This is a genomic window from Gelidimonas diazotrophica, assembly GCF_055694025.1.
The window spans coordinates 2,265,946-2,282,614 of record NZ_CM146349.1 but is presented as its reverse complement, the minus strand read 5'-3'; the positions used below and the strand labels follow the sequence as shown (position 1 = coordinate 2,282,614).

At 56.5% G+C, this 16,669-nt stretch carries 18 protein-coding genes and 1 pseudogene; 2 read left to right on the top strand and 17 right to left on the bottom strand.

Annotated features, from left to right (window positions below; translation table 11 throughout):
- Nucleotides 1-250 precede the first annotated feature (250 nt).
- Both cysK and KGFNPO_RS10630 read right to left on the bottom strand, forming a co-directional pair.
- Nucleotides 251-1,228: a cysteine synthase A gene (gene cysK / locus KGFNPO_RS10635; RefSeq protein WP_472631258.1), complete on the bottom strand. Its 978-nt coding sequence runs from the start codon at nt 1,226-1,228 to the stop codon at nt 251-253.
- A 417-nt stretch (nt 1,229-1,645) separates the two neighbouring features.
- Nucleotides 1,646-3,210 (bottom strand): IS3 family transposase gene (locus tag KGFNPO_RS10630; RefSeq protein WP_472631257.1). Its coding sequence is split into 2 segments (ribosomal slippage): nt 1,646-2,754 and nt 2,754-3,210, totalling 1,566 coding nucleotides; the frame shifts between segments, so codons are not numbered across the junction.
- 161 nt (nt 3,211-3,371) lie between these two features.
- On the opposite strand from KGFNPO_RS10630, the pseudogene KGFNPO_RS10625 reads away from it, so the two are divergent.
- Nucleotides 3,372-3,560 (top strand): annotated as a pseudogene (locus KGFNPO_RS10625) (sigma factor-like helix-turn-helix DNA-binding protein); the annotation flags it as partial.
- A 15-nt stretch (nt 3,561-3,575) separates the two neighbouring features.
- Nucleotides 3,576-3,878 carry a cupredoxin domain-containing protein gene (locus KGFNPO_RS10620; RefSeq protein ID WP_472631256.1) on the top strand — a complete coding sequence of 101 codons (303 nt, stop codon included), beginning with the start codon at nt 3,576-3,578 and terminating at the stop codon, nt 3,876-3,878.
- A gap of 49 nt (nt 3,879-3,927) precedes the next feature.
- Here KGFNPO_RS10620 and KGFNPO_RS10615 read toward each other — a convergent pair whose 3' ends face one another.
- The 15 genes from KGFNPO_RS10615 to KGFNPO_RS10545 form a co-directional block, all read right to left on the bottom strand.
- Nucleotides 3,928-4,350 (bottom strand): NUDIX hydrolase, encoded by a 423-nt coding sequence (locus KGFNPO_RS10615; protein WP_472631255.1) that lies wholly within the window; start codon nt 4,348-4,350, stop codon nt 3,928-3,930.
- Nucleotides 4,351-4,555: 205 nt separating this feature from the next.
- Nucleotides 4,556-4,753, bottom strand: coding sequence for a hypothetical protein (locus KGFNPO_RS10610; protein ID WP_472631254.1), 198 nt, complete (start codon nt 4,751-4,753; stop codon nt 4,556-4,558).
- Between the two features lie 458 nt (nt 4,754-5,211).
- Nucleotides 5,212-5,586 (bottom strand): hypothetical protein, encoded by a 375-nt coding sequence (locus tag KGFNPO_RS10605; protein WP_472631253.1) that lies wholly within the window; start codon nt 5,584-5,586, stop codon nt 5,212-5,214.
- 274 nt (nt 5,587-5,860) lie between these two features.
- Entirely contained in the window at nt 5,861-6,412 is a 552-nt protein-coding gene (locus KGFNPO_RS10600) for an RBBP9/YdeN family alpha/beta hydrolase (RefSeq protein WP_472631252.1), read from the bottom strand.
- Nucleotides 6,409-7,287 carry an EAL domain-containing protein gene (locus tag KGFNPO_RS10595; protein ID WP_472631251.1) on the bottom strand — a complete coding sequence of 293 codons (879 nt, stop codon included), beginning with the start codon at nt 7,285-7,287 and terminating at the stop codon, nt 6,409-6,411. The genes KGFNPO_RS10600 and KGFNPO_RS10595 overlap by 4 nt, the downstream gene beginning before the upstream one ends.
- A gap of 22 nt (nt 7,288-7,309) precedes the next feature.
- On the bottom strand, nt 7,310-7,528 hold the full coding sequence (locus KGFNPO_RS10590; RefSeq protein ID WP_472612999.1) for a TOBE domain-containing protein: 219 nt from the start codon (nt 7,526-7,528) through the stop codon (nt 7,310-7,312).
- A gap of 328 nt (nt 7,529-7,856) precedes the next feature.
- On the bottom strand, nt 7,857-8,693 hold the full coding sequence (locus KGFNPO_RS10585) for an ATP-binding cassette domain-containing protein (RefSeq protein ID WP_472631250.1): 837 nt from the start codon (nt 8,691-8,693) through the stop codon (nt 7,857-7,859).
- Between the two features lie 13 nt (nt 8,694-8,706).
- Entirely contained in the window at nt 8,707-9,552 is an 846-nt protein-coding gene (ssuC, locus tag KGFNPO_RS10580) for an aliphatic sulfonate ABC transporter permease SsuC (protein WP_472631249.1), read from the bottom strand.
- 23 nt (nt 9,553-9,575) lie between these two features.
- Nucleotides 9,576-10,724: an FMNH2-dependent alkanesulfonate monooxygenase gene (ssuD, locus tag KGFNPO_RS10575; RefSeq protein WP_472634452.1), complete on the bottom strand. Its 1,149-nt coding sequence runs from the start codon at nt 10,722-10,724 to the stop codon at nt 9,576-9,578.
- A gap of 155 nt (nt 10,725-10,879) precedes the next feature.
- A complete protein-coding gene (locus KGFNPO_RS10570; protein ID WP_472631248.1) occupies nt 10,880-11,857 on the bottom strand; it encodes a sulfonate ABC transporter substrate-binding protein in 978 nt (325 codons plus the stop codon).
- A 152-nt stretch (nt 11,858-12,009) separates the two neighbouring features.
- A complete protein-coding gene (gene ssuE, locus KGFNPO_RS10565; protein WP_472631247.1) occupies nt 12,010-12,597 on the bottom strand; it encodes an NADPH-dependent FMN reductase in 588 nt (195 codons plus the stop codon).
- 223 nt (nt 12,598-12,820) lie between these two features.
- Nucleotides 12,821-13,828 (bottom strand): sulfate ABC transporter substrate-binding protein, encoded by a 1,008-nt coding sequence (locus KGFNPO_RS10560; protein ID WP_472631246.1) that lies wholly within the window; start codon nt 13,826-13,828, stop codon nt 12,821-12,823.
- A gap of 439 nt (nt 13,829-14,267) precedes the next feature.
- Nucleotides 14,268-15,554, bottom strand: a complete 1,287-nt coding sequence (locus KGFNPO_RS10555; RefSeq protein WP_472631245.1) for a TolC family outer membrane protein — start codon at nt 15,552-15,554, stop codon at nt 14,268-14,270.
- Between the two features lie 41 nt (nt 15,555-15,595).
- A complete protein-coding gene (locus KGFNPO_RS10550) occupies nt 15,596-15,919 on the bottom strand; it encodes a rhodanese-like domain-containing protein (protein ID WP_472631244.1) in 324 nt (107 codons plus the stop codon).
- 10 nt (nt 15,920-15,929) lie between these two features.
- Nucleotides 15,930-16,604, bottom strand: a complete 675-nt coding sequence (locus KGFNPO_RS10545; RefSeq protein ID WP_472631243.1) for a protein-L-isoaspartate O-methyltransferase family protein — start codon at nt 16,602-16,604, stop codon at nt 15,930-15,932.
- Nucleotides 16,605-16,669: the final 65 nt, after the last annotated feature.

The following is a 16,669-nucleotide window of genomic DNA, read 5'->3' as shown; positions in this document are numbered from 1 at the left end:
AAAAGAGCGGGTTTCATCCGCACTACTACTGAGGATTTTAAATATTTTATGGAGTATATTTTATAGGCGTATTAATAATATGCGGAAAATGGCATTAAAAACACGATACTCCCGTATTATTTTATTTATAAAGCAACCATTTAAGAGCCAAGCCGTAGGTGCGAATTTATTCGCATTTCTAATTATTCCATGCGAACTAGTGCGAATAAATTCGCACCCACAAAAACTGCTTCAGTCTGGCATCGAGCATTCAGGCCGGTAAACCGCTGGCGTCGAACACGCCCTCGAACAACACCGAACTCAGATAGCGTTCGCCCGAGTCGGGCAAAATGACCACGATGGTTTTGCCTGCATTTTCAGCGCGCTTGGCCCAGCGTACCGCCACGGCTGCAGCCGCGCCGCTGGATATCCCGGACAAAATGCCTTCCTCGCGCGCCAGACGGCGGGCGAATTCGATGGCTTCTTCATTGCCGACGGTTTCGATTGCATCGACCAGGCTCAGGTCGAGCACCTGCGGCACGAAGCCGGCACCAATGCCTTGAATTTTATGGGGTCCGGGCTTCAACGGTTCACCGGCACGGGTTTGACTTAATACGGGGCTGGTAGATGGCTCAACCGCTACCGACAACACATGAGCATCCTTGGTTTTTTTAAAGAAACGCGACACGCCGGTAATGGTGCCGCCGGTGCCGACGCCGGCCACAAATATATCCACCTTACCGTCGGTGTCGGCCCATATCTCCGGCCCGGTAGTCGTTTCATGAATGGCCGGGTTCGCCGGGTTCTTGAACTGTTGCAGCAGCACGTATTTGTCAGGATCGGACGCGGCGATTTCCTCCGCTTTGGCGATTGCGCCATTCATGCCTTTCGCGCCTTCGGTCAGCACCAGCTTTGCGCCATAGGCCAGCAACAGCTTGCGCCGTTCGATGCTCATGGTGTCCGGCATGGTCAGCGTGAGCGGGATGCCGCGGGCGGCTGCGACAAATGCGAGTGCGATGCCGGTGTTGCCGCTGGTGGGTTCGACCAGCTCCTTTTCTGGCCCGAGCAGTCCGCGTTTTTCAGCATCTGCGATCATGGCCGCGCCAATCCGGCACTTGACCGAATACGCCGGATTGCGGCCTTCGATTTTCGCCAGCACCGTGGCTGCCGCGCCGTCGGTTATGCGATTCAGACGCACCAGCGGCGTATGCCCGATTGACAGCGAATTATCTTCAAACCAGCCTGACATGGAAGCTCCCTTAGTTATGGATGTCGCGGCGAGGCGAATAAAAACCCGCTCGGCCGCTCATATGCAATTTTGCAATTTGTGACTGTGAGAATACACAAAGCCACATATTTGACTAACGAATAAAAATGCATTTCGATATTTGAAATCTGTATGAACACACCTCACTCTGCGTCGAGGGGGTATGGGTGCACGGCAACATAAGGGTTGTTAGCAGCACGTCTTACCTTGTTTTCCTCCTCCAGCTTTTAAATTTCAGATATGCACATGCGGATTCATTCGCGCACCGCAGACAAGGGCAAGCCGTGGGCGAAAGACCTGGAAGCCGCTTACCGCTCGCGCGAATTCCTGGAAGTGACCAACAAGCACTTCGCAGGCTTTCGGTAATTGTCAATCTAGTTGTCGCCTGAATGCCTCCATTTAGGCTGCCTTTTTGATCTCTACAATGTCCTCCTTCCGACTGCTGATTTCAGTCACCTGTTGATCAGGATTCAAGTGAACAACACGGATTGGCTGCCAGTTTCGCGTTGCACCACTCCAGCGCTCTGGATGCCGCGCTTTCGCAGCTTGATAAACGTCACGCCGCTTGGCTAGCAGCACGGTGTCAAGACCTGCATGGCGCTGGCTTGGCGTGACGAAACCGATCGCGCTGTGACGATGTTCATGGTTGTACCAGTGGGCAAACGTGCTGACCCATTGCCTGGCGGCGATCAGGTTTTCAAACGGCTTGCGCGGATAGCTGGGCCGGTATTTCATTGTCTTGAAGAGCGACTCCGAGAACGGGTTGTCGTTGCTGACCGCCGGACGGCTAAACGAGGGCATTACGCCCAACGCTTGCAGGGTGGCCAGCATCGTCGCCCCTTTCATCGGGCTGCCATTGTCAGAATGCAGCACCACCTGATTCTGGACGATATGTTCCCGTTCGCAAATATCGCGCATCACTTCGCTTGCCAGGTCGCTGCTTTCTGCGTCATAGATCTGCCATCCAACGATTTTTCGGCTAAAAATATCCATGAATAAATACAGGTAAAAATAGATGCCCTTGACCTGCGTGGGCAGATACGTGATGTCCCAACTGAATAACTGGTCGGGTGCGGTTGCCGATAGCGCACGGGGTTTGCTGCGCGGTTGCGCCGGGCGTTCCGCGCCCCGGTGCTTGAGCTGATTCTCGGCTTTCCGCACGCGGTAAAACGTCGATTCGCAGGCGATGTATTGCCCGCGATCGGCCAGACTTGGAACAATCTGGCTCGGCGGCAGATGCCCGAATTCGTCCGAGTTCGCCACCGACAGCAGGCGCTGGCGTTCGAGCATGCTGAGGCTGTTTTTGGGTGTCTGCACCCGCATTGGTCGTTGATCGCCGCGCGATCGGTCGCACTGCCTGCGTTGCAACGTGCGTGCAGAAAGACAGATGACCGCACAGGCGCGATCCTGGCGTGCACCCTTGTCGATGGCCTCGGCCAATAGCGCCATGACTTGGCCGCGCTCTGCGAGGGAGGTCATTTGTCCTCGTCCTCCCACAGCGCGCGGAATTTTTTTTGCAGAATCAGCAAAGCTGCCGCCTCCGCCAATGCTTTCTCTTTGCGCACTAATTCACGCTTGAGTTTCTCATTTTCGTCTTTCAACAGCCGTAGTTCACGGCCGCCAGCCGCAGCGCTTTTGCCATCCACACAGAAAGCGGCCTTCCAGTTGGTAAGATGATGGGCAAACAACCCGCGTTCACGACACCACGCGTTGAGCGCTTCGCCGGCCAAGCCGTGCGTTTCCTGCAAGGCCGCCAACTGCTCCTCCGCGCGCCAATCCTGGGGGCGCTTTTCCTGGCCCGTCGATACGCTGCCTTTGACCATCGTTTTTCTTTTCATCCAATATTTTAAGGTGTGGTAACTGACGTTCAGCTCTTCGGCTACCGACCGCACTGTCCGGCTTCCACGAGAAAATAGCTTGACCAGCGCTTGCTCGATAAACGCCTCGGAATACGTTGATTTCATTGCTGCCTCTACATTTATGAATAAATTTTAGAGGCGACAACTAGCCTGACATAGGGGGGGCATTGGCGTCAACGCAGTCAATGTTTTGCTGGGCTTTGAAGGGCGTCGTTGACAGAGGGCATAACGTGAATGACCGCACATTTCAGGAGCCCGAATAAGCCGCAATGCTTGCAGAAGCGCGCGTCCTGCTTGAGAAGCAAATAGATGCGTTACCTGACGTGTTCCGGACCGTGTTTGTGTTGAGTGCGCTCGAAGAAATGAGCGTGGAAGAGGTTGCCGGTTGACTCAACATTCCCGAGGCGACCGTGCGCACGAGGTTTTTTCGAGCAAAGAGGCAACGTCGTCAAGGCGGGATGGCGTAGTTTTTGGCTGTCGCATTTTGGGGCGGAAGTTCCGGCACATACGCTGCGACCAAGTCCCAGGTGCATACCGTCGTTATCGAAGCGATGCAATTCTCTCCGCAAACGGTAGAAGTAAGCGCCGGGGATACGGTGGTATGGAACAACAAAAATCCTTTTCCTCCCACGGCGGCCTCTGACAGCCGCAGTTTCAACTCTGGCGACATACCGGCTAACCGTTCCTGGACATTCTTGGCACGAAAGGCGGGGGTTTTTCCCAACTCTTGTGCGCTGCATCCAGGCATGAAAGGAACACTGGTCGTCAAGTGAGCCGATACTGCCGTGCCAATGAGATGTGGCTGAGGAATCATAGGGACAACTACCAGTTTAATGATAGCAAGCGCTGCGCCATCCGCGGCCAACACAGCTTCTGGATATCGGTTCGGGAAGCCCAACAGAAGCCGTCGACTTCAAGGGTTGGTTTCCCCGTCACATGATGCGGGAAGCGGCTAGTGCAGATGAGATGAACAAGACTGTCGAAACCGTCCGGCGCCCGTACTTTGTAGAGATGCAATCTTTTGTCACGGCGATAGTCAGCGCATCCGAGGTCCTCAAACAGGTTTTTATCGAAATCGAGACCGGTTTCTTCGCGCAACTCTCTGATCGCCGCTTTCAAGGTGGATTCTCCGGGGTCTTGCATACCCTTGGGAATATCCCAGTGACTGGTGCCGGTTACATGGCAGAGAATTATCTGCCCTCTCTTGTTGAGAATGAGGGTTCCGCAGGAAATGGCGCCGCTCATCGATTCGCCGCGAGAAGTATTGGCTTCAGCTTACTGATTCCATTTTGCGATTTCATTTCCGGCATAACCGCCCTTGCTTGATAACCTAATAAAACGCCGACAACTGCGGCGCAACCTTAGATAAGGTCATGAAAATTAGGTGGCGTTAAGCGAGAGGTGGTCAAAGAACCAGATTAATCTATCCACCCCTTTGACGCCAAGGTCTTCAGTGATGCGACTGAGTAGTCGGTGCGCCGTTTCCGTAGCCGAGCAGCGTCGCCCATGCCGCAATACCGCCTTCTGTTTCGCATAGTGCTGTAACCATATCTTCGGCGGCAAGCAACTCCGCATCAGCGGTCTTATTTTCCATTTTAGTGGGGGGCGCAACGTGCAGAGGAGAAAATATTCTTCGTTCGGCAATCATGACGTTTCCTATAAAGGTTACTAATCAGAATTTAATCATAGGTCGCAATCTGTAGCATAGGAAGGTATTTTATTGTTCGGCCGCGCTTTGACGGTGGGTGCTGACGCCATCTTGGCAGCAAGCGGACTTGCCGTTGAGCTTCGATACTGACGATTGCCCAGCATATGCTTCAAGCGCACTGCGGAAGTATAAAAGCCACCTACCGTACGGAAGGTGGCTTTTGTGTACAGATGGCACTGCCGGTCAAGCGGCAGTATCGACCACGCTGCCTACAGTGGAGTAGCGCGATTTCGCGCTTCCGGAATCGGAAGTCGAGGTAGTGGCGGCAGACTCCTGCCAAATGACCGATTACACAAAACTATTTACACCCTCCAGCTACGAGTCGCACCCTCCAGCACTGCCACTCCGCAGGGCTTTTTAACGTCCGTAATCGCCTGGGTTTCTTGCTCGACCTCCACTCAAAGCAGTGCCTCTATTGGAGTTCGATGACCGCTGCGGGGTTGCTTGAAAGCGATTTCCACCGCTGCTGCCCCCTTCAACTCTGCCTTCCTGAGGGCGGCGGCCCTCTCCACCCTGCAATCGATCGCGACCACCTCTGGACCCATCACGCCGGACTTCATCGCGGCCACCCTGTAATTCATCACGCCGGAACCCATCACGGTTACCCCGGAACCCAGAACGATCTCCACGGAATCCTTGATTACCACGGAAGCCCTGATGGTCATGTTGACCTGATTCGAACCCAAAGTTGAAGGTCGCTGGCGGCGCCACATAATGTGGAGTGTAATAAGGAGCACCGTAATACGGAGCGCTGGAATAGATTGGTTGCCCATACGAGTACGCGTCGCCCGCAAAGGAGCCGCCATTCGGGTTATATGGTTCGTACACCGCGCACCCGCCAAGGGCGAATGTGACCAGTAGCGAAAATGTTAGGCGTTTCGCTGCGCCTTTCGTGTAGATGTCCATACCCATTGGATGGCAGACTTTGGCTGCGGTTCTGCAAACTCACACATTGTTACAATGTCATCTCTCGGCACGGGCATTTAACGCCCTCTTCTGATAAATGAGAATATCAATCAGTTTTGCGCAATGTCATAACGAGGTCATCTACCCCAGCCTATTTTGAACCGCGCAGATCAAGCGCTGGAACTGCGCCAAACCGAACGGCCAATCTCCCAGCCCGGACTCGGCATTGATGTGGCCTAACGCGCCGGCATTCACAAACTCGCAGCCCCAGATCTCGGCCCAGTGTGCGGCGCGGGTGCTTGTCATCCACGGGTCATCGGTGCTGCCGATGACGAGGGCAGGGCAGTTCAGCCGTGCATCATTCAGAATTTTTTCGACGCCGAATTTTTCCGGATCGGCGGGGGTTACCAGCAGCGCGCCTGCCAGTTTGAACTTGCCATGACCGGCGGTGTGCAGCGTGGTCAGACAGCCGAAGCTATGCGCCACGATCAGCGTCGGGCGGGATGACTTGCGCAAGACTTGCCCAAGTCGATCGGACCAGCGCGGCAGTTCAGGCCGGTCCCAATGCTCCTGTTCGACCCGCTCAAAAGCGGGATAGCGCTGCTGCCAGCGGGTCTGCCAATGGTCAGCACCGCTGTTGTGCAGGCCCGGCACGATCAGCACGCGATAATCCGACAGGCGCAGTGGCGTCATGCTGCGGCACTGGCTTGTAATGTCGGTGCAGCAGGCACATCGACCGGTTGGTCGACAATGCCGGGTGCCGATGTTTCCAGCGAGGCTGCCGGCAAATCCCACAGAAATCCTTGCGTCAGCAGGATTTGTCCTGCGCGCGCAGCAAGTTCTTTCAGGGTGGCATGCGCTGTTTCGGTTTCGATCCGCTTGAAAATCAGGCGCACGCCGCGCCGGCCGGTCTCCTGCAACAAGCGCAGGGTGGCGGCCGCATCCGTTATTTCGCGCGCATCGACCTTGATTACTTCGGGCTGCAATTGATCCAGCAGTTCGAGCGCCTGGCGCGCATCGGCGGCATTCAGCGCCAGGCGAAAACCGTTGCGACGGTAATTGTCGGTGACGTAAGCCAGCAGCCAGTTCTGGCTTTTGGCTACCAGCGGCAACTGCAAGACGATTTTTTGATGCGGCAGTTCGAGCGCGCCAAACACGCGGCGAAACGCATCGCCGTGATTGGTGCTCACGCCAGCCAGCAAGCGTGCATGCACGCTCAAATACAGATCGAGTTCGACATTGGCCGATTGCGGCTGGCGATAAAAATTAATCGCATGCAACATGCGGCACAGGCGATCCAGCGCAATCGATTCATCGTCGTTGGCCGCATGGTCCAGCAGCCGCCATAGCGAGAGCCCCGGCTCGCCGCTGGAATGGCTGCGTGCAAAACCTTCAAAGCCGACAATCTGCTGTGTACCCGACACCCGTATCGCTTGAAACGCGCTGGTCAGCGTCGAGTTGAAATAGCGTCCCAGCGCGCGGCCTTGCTGGTCCAGCCACACGGAGGTCGCCGCCTGCGGCGTGTCGTACAAACTGACCAGATATTTTTGCAGGGCGGGAAAAGACATGGCGATACCTCTGGCTAGAAAATTACAACAACTTGGCGATGGATACTTCGGTCGCCTTCACCAGTGCGACGACTTCGGTGCCGATGACCAGGCCCAGATCCTTGACCGAGCGCGTGGTAATGACGGAGGTGACGATGCCGGCCGGGGTTTCGATGTCGATTTCTGAGACGACCGAACCTTCGATGATGGCCTTGACTTTGCCCTTGAATTGATTGCGCACGTTGATTGCCTGGATGCTCATGGTGTTTCCTTATGGTGGTGAGTGGATAAAACAAAAAACAATGGCGGGCGGTGAAATGCCTGCTTTTTAAAGTAACTATGCAGCTCGGTATCAGAGACGCCAAAACCGAAACAGTTTTCGTAGGTGCGAATTTATTCGCATTAGTTCGCATGAAATAATTCAGAATGCGAATAAATTCGCACCTACGGATTAGCTACTAAAGTAGTTGCTTTATAAATATAAAATGATGGAGTATGGTGTTTTTTATGCCATTTACCGCATGTTATTAATGCGTGTTTTTTAAATACACTGTCCTAGTATGGTATTACAGGCCTCCGCGCCTGTAATACTAAATAGCCCACATCACCTGACTGACGGTTCTCTGCAGCGAGACGTCGCCCAGCGCCGCATCCGGGCCGGACGATGGATGTTTCAGCACCCGCGCCAGAATTTGTTCCTCCAGTTGCGCGAAGGCGGCATTGCCGCGTGCCCGTGGCCGCGCCAGCGCGATACGCTGGTCGAGCGTAATCTGGCCGTCTTCGATCAGCACCACGCGGTCCGCCAGCGCAATCGCTTCCTGCACATCGTGCGTGACCAGCAGGGCAGTGAAGCCGCGCCGCTGCCACAGTGATTCGATCAATTGCTGCATTTCGATGCGGGTCAGCGCATCGAGCGCACCGAGCGGCTCGTCCAGCAGCAACAGTTCCGGGTCGTGCACCAGCGCCCGGGCCAACGCCACGCGCTGGCGCTGGCCGCCGGACAGCACGGCCGGCCATTCGCCGGCGCGATCTTCCAGCCCGACCTGTTGCAACGCCCTGGCAGCGGCAGCGCCGGCACGCGGCAAACCCAGCGCAACGTTGTCCAGCACGCGCTTCCACGGCAGCAGGCGCGAGTCCTGGAACATGATGCGGGTCTCGGGCCTATGGTCATTCCCGGCAAAAACGATGTTGCCGCTGTCGGCAGTTTCCAGCTTGGCGATCAGCCGCAACAGCGTGCTTTTGCCGCAGCCGCTGCGCCCGACCACCGCGACGAATTCGCCCGCTGCGATGGTCAGTTCGACCGCCTTCAACACCTGACGGTCGCCATAGGATTTCGACAAGCTCTGCACCGCCACGCGGATGCCGCGCTTGGTTGGAGCTGGCACAGTTGCCCGAACTCGGGCTTGTTCTATCAGACTGATTTGCATAGTCATTCCTTATTTAACGATAGCCGGGATGCCAGCGCAACCAGTAACGCTCCAGCGAGCGCGACAGCACATCGGCCAGTTTGCCCAGCAGCGCGTAGAGCAGAATGCCGACCAGCACGATGTCGGTCTGCAGGAATTCGCGCGCATTCATCGTCATGTAACCGATGCCGGATTGCGCCGAAATGGTTTCGGCAACGATCAACAGCACCCACACCAGCCCGAGCGAAAAGCGCACGCCGACCAGGATCGACGGCAGGGCGCCCGGCAGGATCACGTCGCGATACAGCGGCCAGCCCGACAGTCCGTAACTTTTGGCCATCTCGATCAAACCCCTGTCGACCGAGCGGATGCCGTGGAAGGTATTCAGGTAAATCGGAAAAAATACCCCGATCGACACCAGAAAAAGTTTTGCGCTTTCGTCGATGCCGAACCACAGAATCACTAATGGAATCAATGCCAGCGCCGGGATATTGCGGATCATCTGCAGCGTGGTGTCGAGCAGGGTTTCGGCAGTCTTGAAGGTTCCGGTCAACAAGCCCAGCAACAAACCCAGGCCGCCGCCGATCACAAAACTGCTGGTGGCGCGCCATAAACTGGTGCTCACATGGGTGAATAATTCGCCCGATGCAGCCAGCGTCCAGGTCGCTTGCGCCACCGCCAGCGGCTCCGGCAGGATGCGGCTGGAGAGCCAGCCGAGCTGCGCGGCGATTTGCCATGCCAGCAGCAATGCCGCCGGCACTGCCCACGGTGCTAATAGTGCCAACAGCGCCAGCAGCTTTTGGCTGGAAATCAGCTTGGCTTTGATAACCGGCGCGCTGCCGGAAATCGCGTCCGGCGATGTTGCAATCACTGCACTCATGGCTTTTTCCTTTAACTTTTGCGTCAGCTTTGCGACGCTTTGGGCAGGATGTCGACGGCGATGACTTCGCCAAACGGCCCGGTCAAGGTTTGGTCGCTTGATCTGGCCTTGCCTTTGCCCAGCAATGGGAATACCAGTTCGGCGAAGCGGTACGCTTCTTCCAGATGCGGATAGCCGGACAGCACGAAGGTTTCGATCCCCAGGTCCTGGTATTCCTGCATCCGCGCCACGATGGTTTCCGGATCGCCCACCAGCGCGGTGCCGGCGCCGCCGCGCACCAGACCGACGCCGGCCCACAAATTGGGCGACACTTCGAGCTTGTCGCGCTTGCCGCCGTGCAGCGCACTCATGCGGCGCTGTCCCTCGGATTGCATGTTGCCGAAAGCCGCCTGAGCGCGGGCGATCACGTCGTCATCGACGTGGCTGATCAGTTCTTCGGCTGCTTTCCAGGCGGCGTCGTTGGTTTCGCGCACGATCACATGCAGCCGGATGCCGAAGCGCACGGTACGGCCGTGCTTGGCGGCGCGGGCGCGGATGTCGGCGATTTTTTCCGCCACTGCTGCCGGCGGTTCGCCCCAGGTCAGATATACATCGACCTGCTCGGCGGCCAGTGCGTGCGCTGCCGGCGACGAGCCGCCGAAGTACAGCGGCGGATACGGTTTTTGCACTGGAGGGTATAGGGTCTTCGCGCCTTTGACTTGCAGATGTTTGCCGTTGAAATCGAAACCCGCCGCTCCGCCTTCTCCGGCCAGCGATGCGCGCCAGATGCGCAGGAACTCGTCCGAAATTTCATAGCGCTCGGCATGGTCTGCATGCAGACCATCCGCTTCCATCTCACCCTGATCGCCGCCGGTGACGACGTTGGCCAGCAACCGTCCTCCCGACAGGCGATCGAAGGTGGCGGCCATGCGCACTGCCAGACCTGGCGTGCTCAGGCCGGGGCGAATCGCCACCAGAAATTTCAGCTTTTTGGTGGCGTCGATCAGGCTAGCCGCCACCACCCAGGCATCTTCGCAAGAGCGCCCGGTCGGAATCAATACGCCGTCATAACCCAGCGTATCGGCGGCCACCGCCACCTGCTTCAGATAGTCGTGATCGACCACGCGCGCGCCTTGTGTGGTGCCGAGATAGCGGCTGTCGCCGTGGGTAGGTAAAAACCAGAAAACGTTCAAACTCATGATGGTTCCTTGCTTTTAATGTAGGGCGAAATAGTGTGGTTTTGTAGGAGCGCACCTGGGCGCGATCAACGTCTGCAGTCTGGCGACTGCTTTCGCGCCCGGGTGCGCTCCTACAGGAGTTGCTTCGGTTTGGATGTCATATAACGTGATTATTTGATGGTCAGCAAAGCGCTTCTGACGCTGATTTTTTTCGGAATCAGCTTCAGGCTGGCGAACACATCGGCGATTTTTTGCTGCGCGTCGATCACGGCCGGCGTGATCGGCTTGACGCCGCACGCATAGCGATTTGCCGCCAGTTCAACCACGGCCGGTTCAAGCCCGGTTTGGGCCGACAAGACAGCCACCACTTCTTTCAAATTCTTGCTGCTCCATGCATCGACTTTGTCGAGTTCTTGAATCAGAATTTTGATGATTTCCGGATTTTTTTCCGCATAAGGGCGGGCTGCTAGGAAAAACTGGTGGTTGCTGACCAGACCGGTGCCATCGGCCAGGATACGGGCGCCGATCTGCTTTTCTGCGGCGGCCAGGAACGGGTCCCAGATCACCCAGGCATCGACGCTGCCGCGCTCGAAAGCGGCGCGCGCATCGGCTGGCGCCAGAAAAATGGTCTGGATATCGGTGTATTTCAAGCCCGCCTTTTCCAGCGCCCTGACCAACAGGTAATGGACGTTGGAACCCTTGTTCAACGCGACTTTCTTGCCCTTGAGTTCGGCCACGGTTTTGATCGGCGATCCCTTTGGGACCAGGATCGCCTCGGCCAATGGCGCCGGCGGTTCGTTGGCGACATACACCAGATCGGCGCCGGCGGCCTGCGCGAAAATCGGCGGTGCTTCGCCCACCGTGCCGAAGTCTATGCTGCCGACATTCAAGCCTTCAAGCAGCACCGGGCCAGCCGGAAATTCGGTCCATTTGACATTTATGCCGTGACTGGCAAGGCGTTTTTCCAGCGTGCCGCGTCCTTTCAGAATTACCAGCGTGCCGTATTTCTGAAAGCCGATGCGCAGCGTTTTTTCGGCGCGGGCCTGGGCGAAATTCGGAATGCCTGCTGCAATCACGCCTGCCGCTGCGGCAGACAAGATTCCCAAGGTGCGGCGTTTGGCCTGGCGTTTTTGATGCGAGATAGTCATTTTTATGCCCTTATGTCTTTGGTATTCCGAAATTTGGGTAAAAAGTCCCCACCGGCTCAAATAAGGGCCGTTTTTTTGTACAGTGGAGATGCCGCTGTGCGGCAGGTTTTATCGCAGCGCGATGGTGCAAGCGTCGCGCCAGATGTTAAATGTCAGACGCTACATCGCACCTGGGAAAACGGCACTGCAACGAAAGTGTTGGTCGCTTTCCGCAATGTCATCAGGCTGGCCGACAATTGTTCGACGCCTTGCGTCACGCGCCGGGCGATGTCGTCTTCCAACGTCAAGCCGAGTTCCGGCGACCATTGCACCTGCGCATCCGTGGCATAAATGCTCGGTAATACATGTCTGGCAGACAAGGCCGAGAGCACTGGACGCAACGCATAGTCGAGCGCCAGCATGTGCGACTGGCTGCCGCCGGTGGCCAGCGGCAACACCAGCTTGCCGGTCAGGCCATCCTGCGGCAGCACATCGAGAAAGGCTTTCAGGATGCCGCTGTAGGCAGCCTTGTAGACCGGAGTGGCAATCACTACCACATCGGCTTGTCTGACCTGATTCTGCGCAAATTTCAGATCGGCATTGTCAAAATCCGCATGCAGCAAGGCTTGTGCCGGCAAGTCGCGCACAAGCAGCTTGACGTATCGGTGCCCCAGCAATGCCAGCTTCTCGCCAACATGGTGCAGCAGGCGGGTTGAGCGCGACGGGTTCGAGGGGCTACCGGCGAGCAAGAGGATGTTCATCATTTTCCTTATTAATGGGGCTTGTAGGTGGAAGATTAGGTAATCAGCCGGCGGTGAGTCACTCCCTCTCCCGCGTGCGGGAGAGGGTGCTCGCAGTAACCAAGGTGGGTCAAAACAAGGCCAAACCTTGACTGCATTGCCACATAATGCGGCTCGAATGTTTGCTAAGACCCTCTCCCTAACCCTCTCCCACAAGTGGGAGAGGGGATCTTATATAACGAGCTTACTTCTTGCCCGGCTGGTAAATCTGATCGAACAAGCCGCCATCGGCAAAATGCGTTTTCTGCGCTTTGGTCCAGCCGCCTGCCACGTCATCTATGGTGAACAATTTCACTTTCGGATATTGCGCTGCATATTTTTTCACGGCGGCACCGGCGGTCGGGCGGTAGTAATTTTTAGCCGCGATGTCCTGTCCTTCTTCGGTATACAGATAGTGCAGATAGGCTTCTGCTACCTTGCGGGTGCCGTGCTTGTCGACCACTTTATCGACCACTGCCACTGGTGGTTCGGCCAGAATGCTGACCGATGGCGCGACGATTTCTACCTTATCCGGACCGAGTTCCTTGATCGCTAGCAAGGCTTCGTTTTCCCAGGCCAGCAACACATCGCCGATGCCGCGTTCGACAAAGGTGGTGGTGGCCCCGCGTGCGCCGGAATCGAGTACCGGCACGTTCTTGTACAGTTTGCTGATGAATTCCTTGGCGCTGGCTTCGTTGCCGCCCGGCTGTTTTAGTGCATAACCCCAGGCTGCCAGATGGTTCCAGCGTGCGCCGCCGGAGGTTTTCGGATTCGGCGTGATGACGGCGACGCCGGGTTTGACCAGATCGTTCCAGTCCTTGATGCCTTTCGGATTGCCCTTGCGCACCAGGAACACGATGGTCGAGGTGTACGGCGAACTATGGTGCGGCAAGCGCTTTTGCCAGTCTTTCGCAAGCAGGCCGCGCTCGGCAATGGCGTCAATGTCATACGCCAGTGCCAGCGTGACTACATCCGCTTCCAGCCCATCGATCACGCCGCGTGCCTGTTTGCCGGAACCGCCGTGCGATTGCCTGACTTTGAGGTCGTCGCCGGTTTTGGCTTTCCATTGCTTGGCGAACGCGGCATTGAAATCCTGATACAACTCACGCGTCGGATCGTAGGAGACATTGAGCAAGGTGATTTCCGCCGCCTGCGCAGTGGGTGCAATCAGTGCGGCGGCAAGCGTCGAGAGGAGGAATTTCTTGAGGTCCATCTGCATTTCCTTTGGAGTGTTTTTTGCTGGAATATGCAGATTAACTGGGCGTAAAAGGATTAAGAACGAATCCTTTTACGCATCCATATGCGGATATCGCATATGGAGTGGGGTGACGATGCGGCGCGGGTGGCCGATTTGCAGGGGAGGGCGCTGGAGGTTTTTTAGCTGCGGCAGTGTGCCGTTGCGTGAGAGTGAATATATACTATGTCGGTGTATTTTTAATTACCGAAGTACGTATATGCGGTAATTGCCATGTTTTTTGCCATACTCCTGAATTATTCTTAATTATCGTTACTGTTCAGACTGTTTATTGGGTTTCCTAAGTGCAGCGCCAACCATTCTCCCGTACGGGCAGGTTCTAAACCTGCCCTCGCAGTTCGGCAGCCAAGGGCGGGTTTGGAACCCGCCCCTCCGGCACCAGATTTAACGGTTTTTTTTACTGGACCAGCAAGCCATTCACCAGTTCCAGATCCTGCTCCTGCAAGTTGCCTGCGGCTGACTTTAATCGCAGTCCATTGACAATGGTGTCGTAGCGCGCTTTAGCCAGATCGCGGCGGGTTGAGAATAGCTGCTGCTGCGCATTCAGGACGTCGATGTTGATGCGCACGCCGACCTGATAGCCCAGCTTGTTGGCGTCGAGCGCCGACAGGCTCGACACTTCGGCCGCTTCCAGCGCGCTGACCTGGGCCAGGCCGCTGGTGACGCCCAGATACGATTGCCGCGCACCTTGCGCCGCAGCGCGGCGTGCAGTTTCCAGGTCAAAGCGGGCCTTGTCTTCCAGCGCAATGGCTTCGCGCACCCGGCTGGTGATGGCGAATCCGGAGAACAACGGAATGCTCCACTGCACTCCGATGGCATTGGTATTGCCGGCTATGGTGGTGCTGGTGCTCTGGTTGGTATGGCTGCGACTGGCCACCAGATCGACGCTCGGGTAGTGGCCGGCACGGTTTTTGGAGATATCCCTCTGGGCGATTTCGAGCCCGATCTGGGAGCCGAGCACGCTGGTATTCTGTTGCTCTGCCGAGCTGACCCAGTTGCCGATCTGGGCCGGTTGCGGCGGACTCAGCGTGACGCCGGTTTTGAGTCTGGCCAAGTCGCCCGGCGTGCTGCCGATGATTTGCTGTAATGCTGCACGCTTGATTTCCAGATCGCTCTGGGCCGCATATTCCTGCGCCAGGGCCAGATCGTAACGTGCTTGTGCTTCGTAGCTGTCGGTGATGGTGGCGGTGCCGACTTCGAAGTTTTGCTTGGCCGACTCCAGCTGTTCGCTGATCGCCGTCTTTTGGGCCTGCACGAAGCCAATCGTGTCTTGCGCCGCCAACACGTCGAAATAGGCTTGCGAGACGCGCAGGATCAAGTCTTGCCGGGTTTGGGCAAACTGGGCTTCGCTGAGTGCGACAGAAAGTTTGCCTTGTTCGTATTGCTGCCAGTTGGCCCAGCGAAACAGCGGCTGTGAAAGTTCCAGTTTGTAACTGCTGCCGTTGACATTGCGCACATTTTCAATCTCGGTGCGGCTGGTGCCGCCGGACAGGCCGACGCTGGGCAGCAGCCCAGCACGCCCCTGCGGCAGCTTCTCCTGGCCGGCGCGCAGGGTTGCGCGGGCGCTGGCGTATTGCGCATCATTGACTAGCGCCTGCTGGTAAGTTTTCAGCAAATCATCCGCTTGCACATTCATTGAGATGAAGGTGCCAGCGATGAGTGTGGCGATAACGGAATTCCGCATTAAGTTCCTCGGTGGAGTCGGTCAGAAAAAAGTAAGTAAGGTCAATAAGTCGGCATCGATGCATCAACCTGCTGGGCCCAGGCATGCATGCCGCCAGTCAGGTTGATGATGTGCGAAAAGCCGTTATTTTCCAGAAAATTCGCCACCTGCATGCTGCGCCCGCCGTGATGGCAGATGCAGACGATCGGCATATCCTTATTCAACTCTCCATGCCGGGTCGGAATCGTATTCATCGGGATCAATTGCGCGCCGGCGATGTGGCAGGTGTCGAATTCCCACCCCTCGCGCACATCCAGCAGCAGCGGTTGCACCTGCGACGCGTCCTGCATCAGTTGCGCCAATTCTGGGGCGGTCATGTGTTGCATCGAAAGGTCCTTAAAAGGAGAAATGCGACGGCGTGAGTGCGTTGCGCAGCGGCTTCTCGTTAGTTTCAAACAGGTTGATGGTGCTGTACGCGGTGTCCGACATGCGGGTGGTGATTTGCCCGGTCATGGCTGGAGCGTCGCCGATGATTGCAAAGATGCGGCCGCCGACCTTGATCTTTTTCAGGAAGGCGTCCGGCAACACCGGCAGCGAGCCGGAAATCACGATCACGTCATAGGATGCGGTATCGCCGCCCGCGCTGCTGGTGCCGCTCCAGCCTTGGGCGCCGTCGCCGAGAAGGGTGGTGACATTACTGATGCCATAGTCGGACAGATTCTTGTCAGCCAGCGCTTTAAGCGTCGGCTCGATTTCGATGCTGGTGACGTGACGTGCTTTGTAGGACAGCAATGCTGCCATGTAGCCGGAACCGGTGCCGATTTCGAGTACGTTTTCATGTTTTTGTACTGCAATTTCTTGCAAGATGCGCGCTTCCATCTTGGGCGTGAGCATGTTTTCGCCGCACGGCAACGGGATTTCAGTGTCGAAAAAAGCCAGGCTCTGGTAGGCGACAGGGACGAAAGCTTCGCGTTTGACGACTACCAAAAGATCCAGAACATCCTGTTTCAGCACGTCCCAGGGACGGATTTGATGTTCAATCATGTTGAGGCGGGTTTGCTCGATATTCATGTTGGTGTCCAAAAAAAATTATTGATGGAGGGAGAGGGGAAGAAAAAATGCATTTTATCAAACGT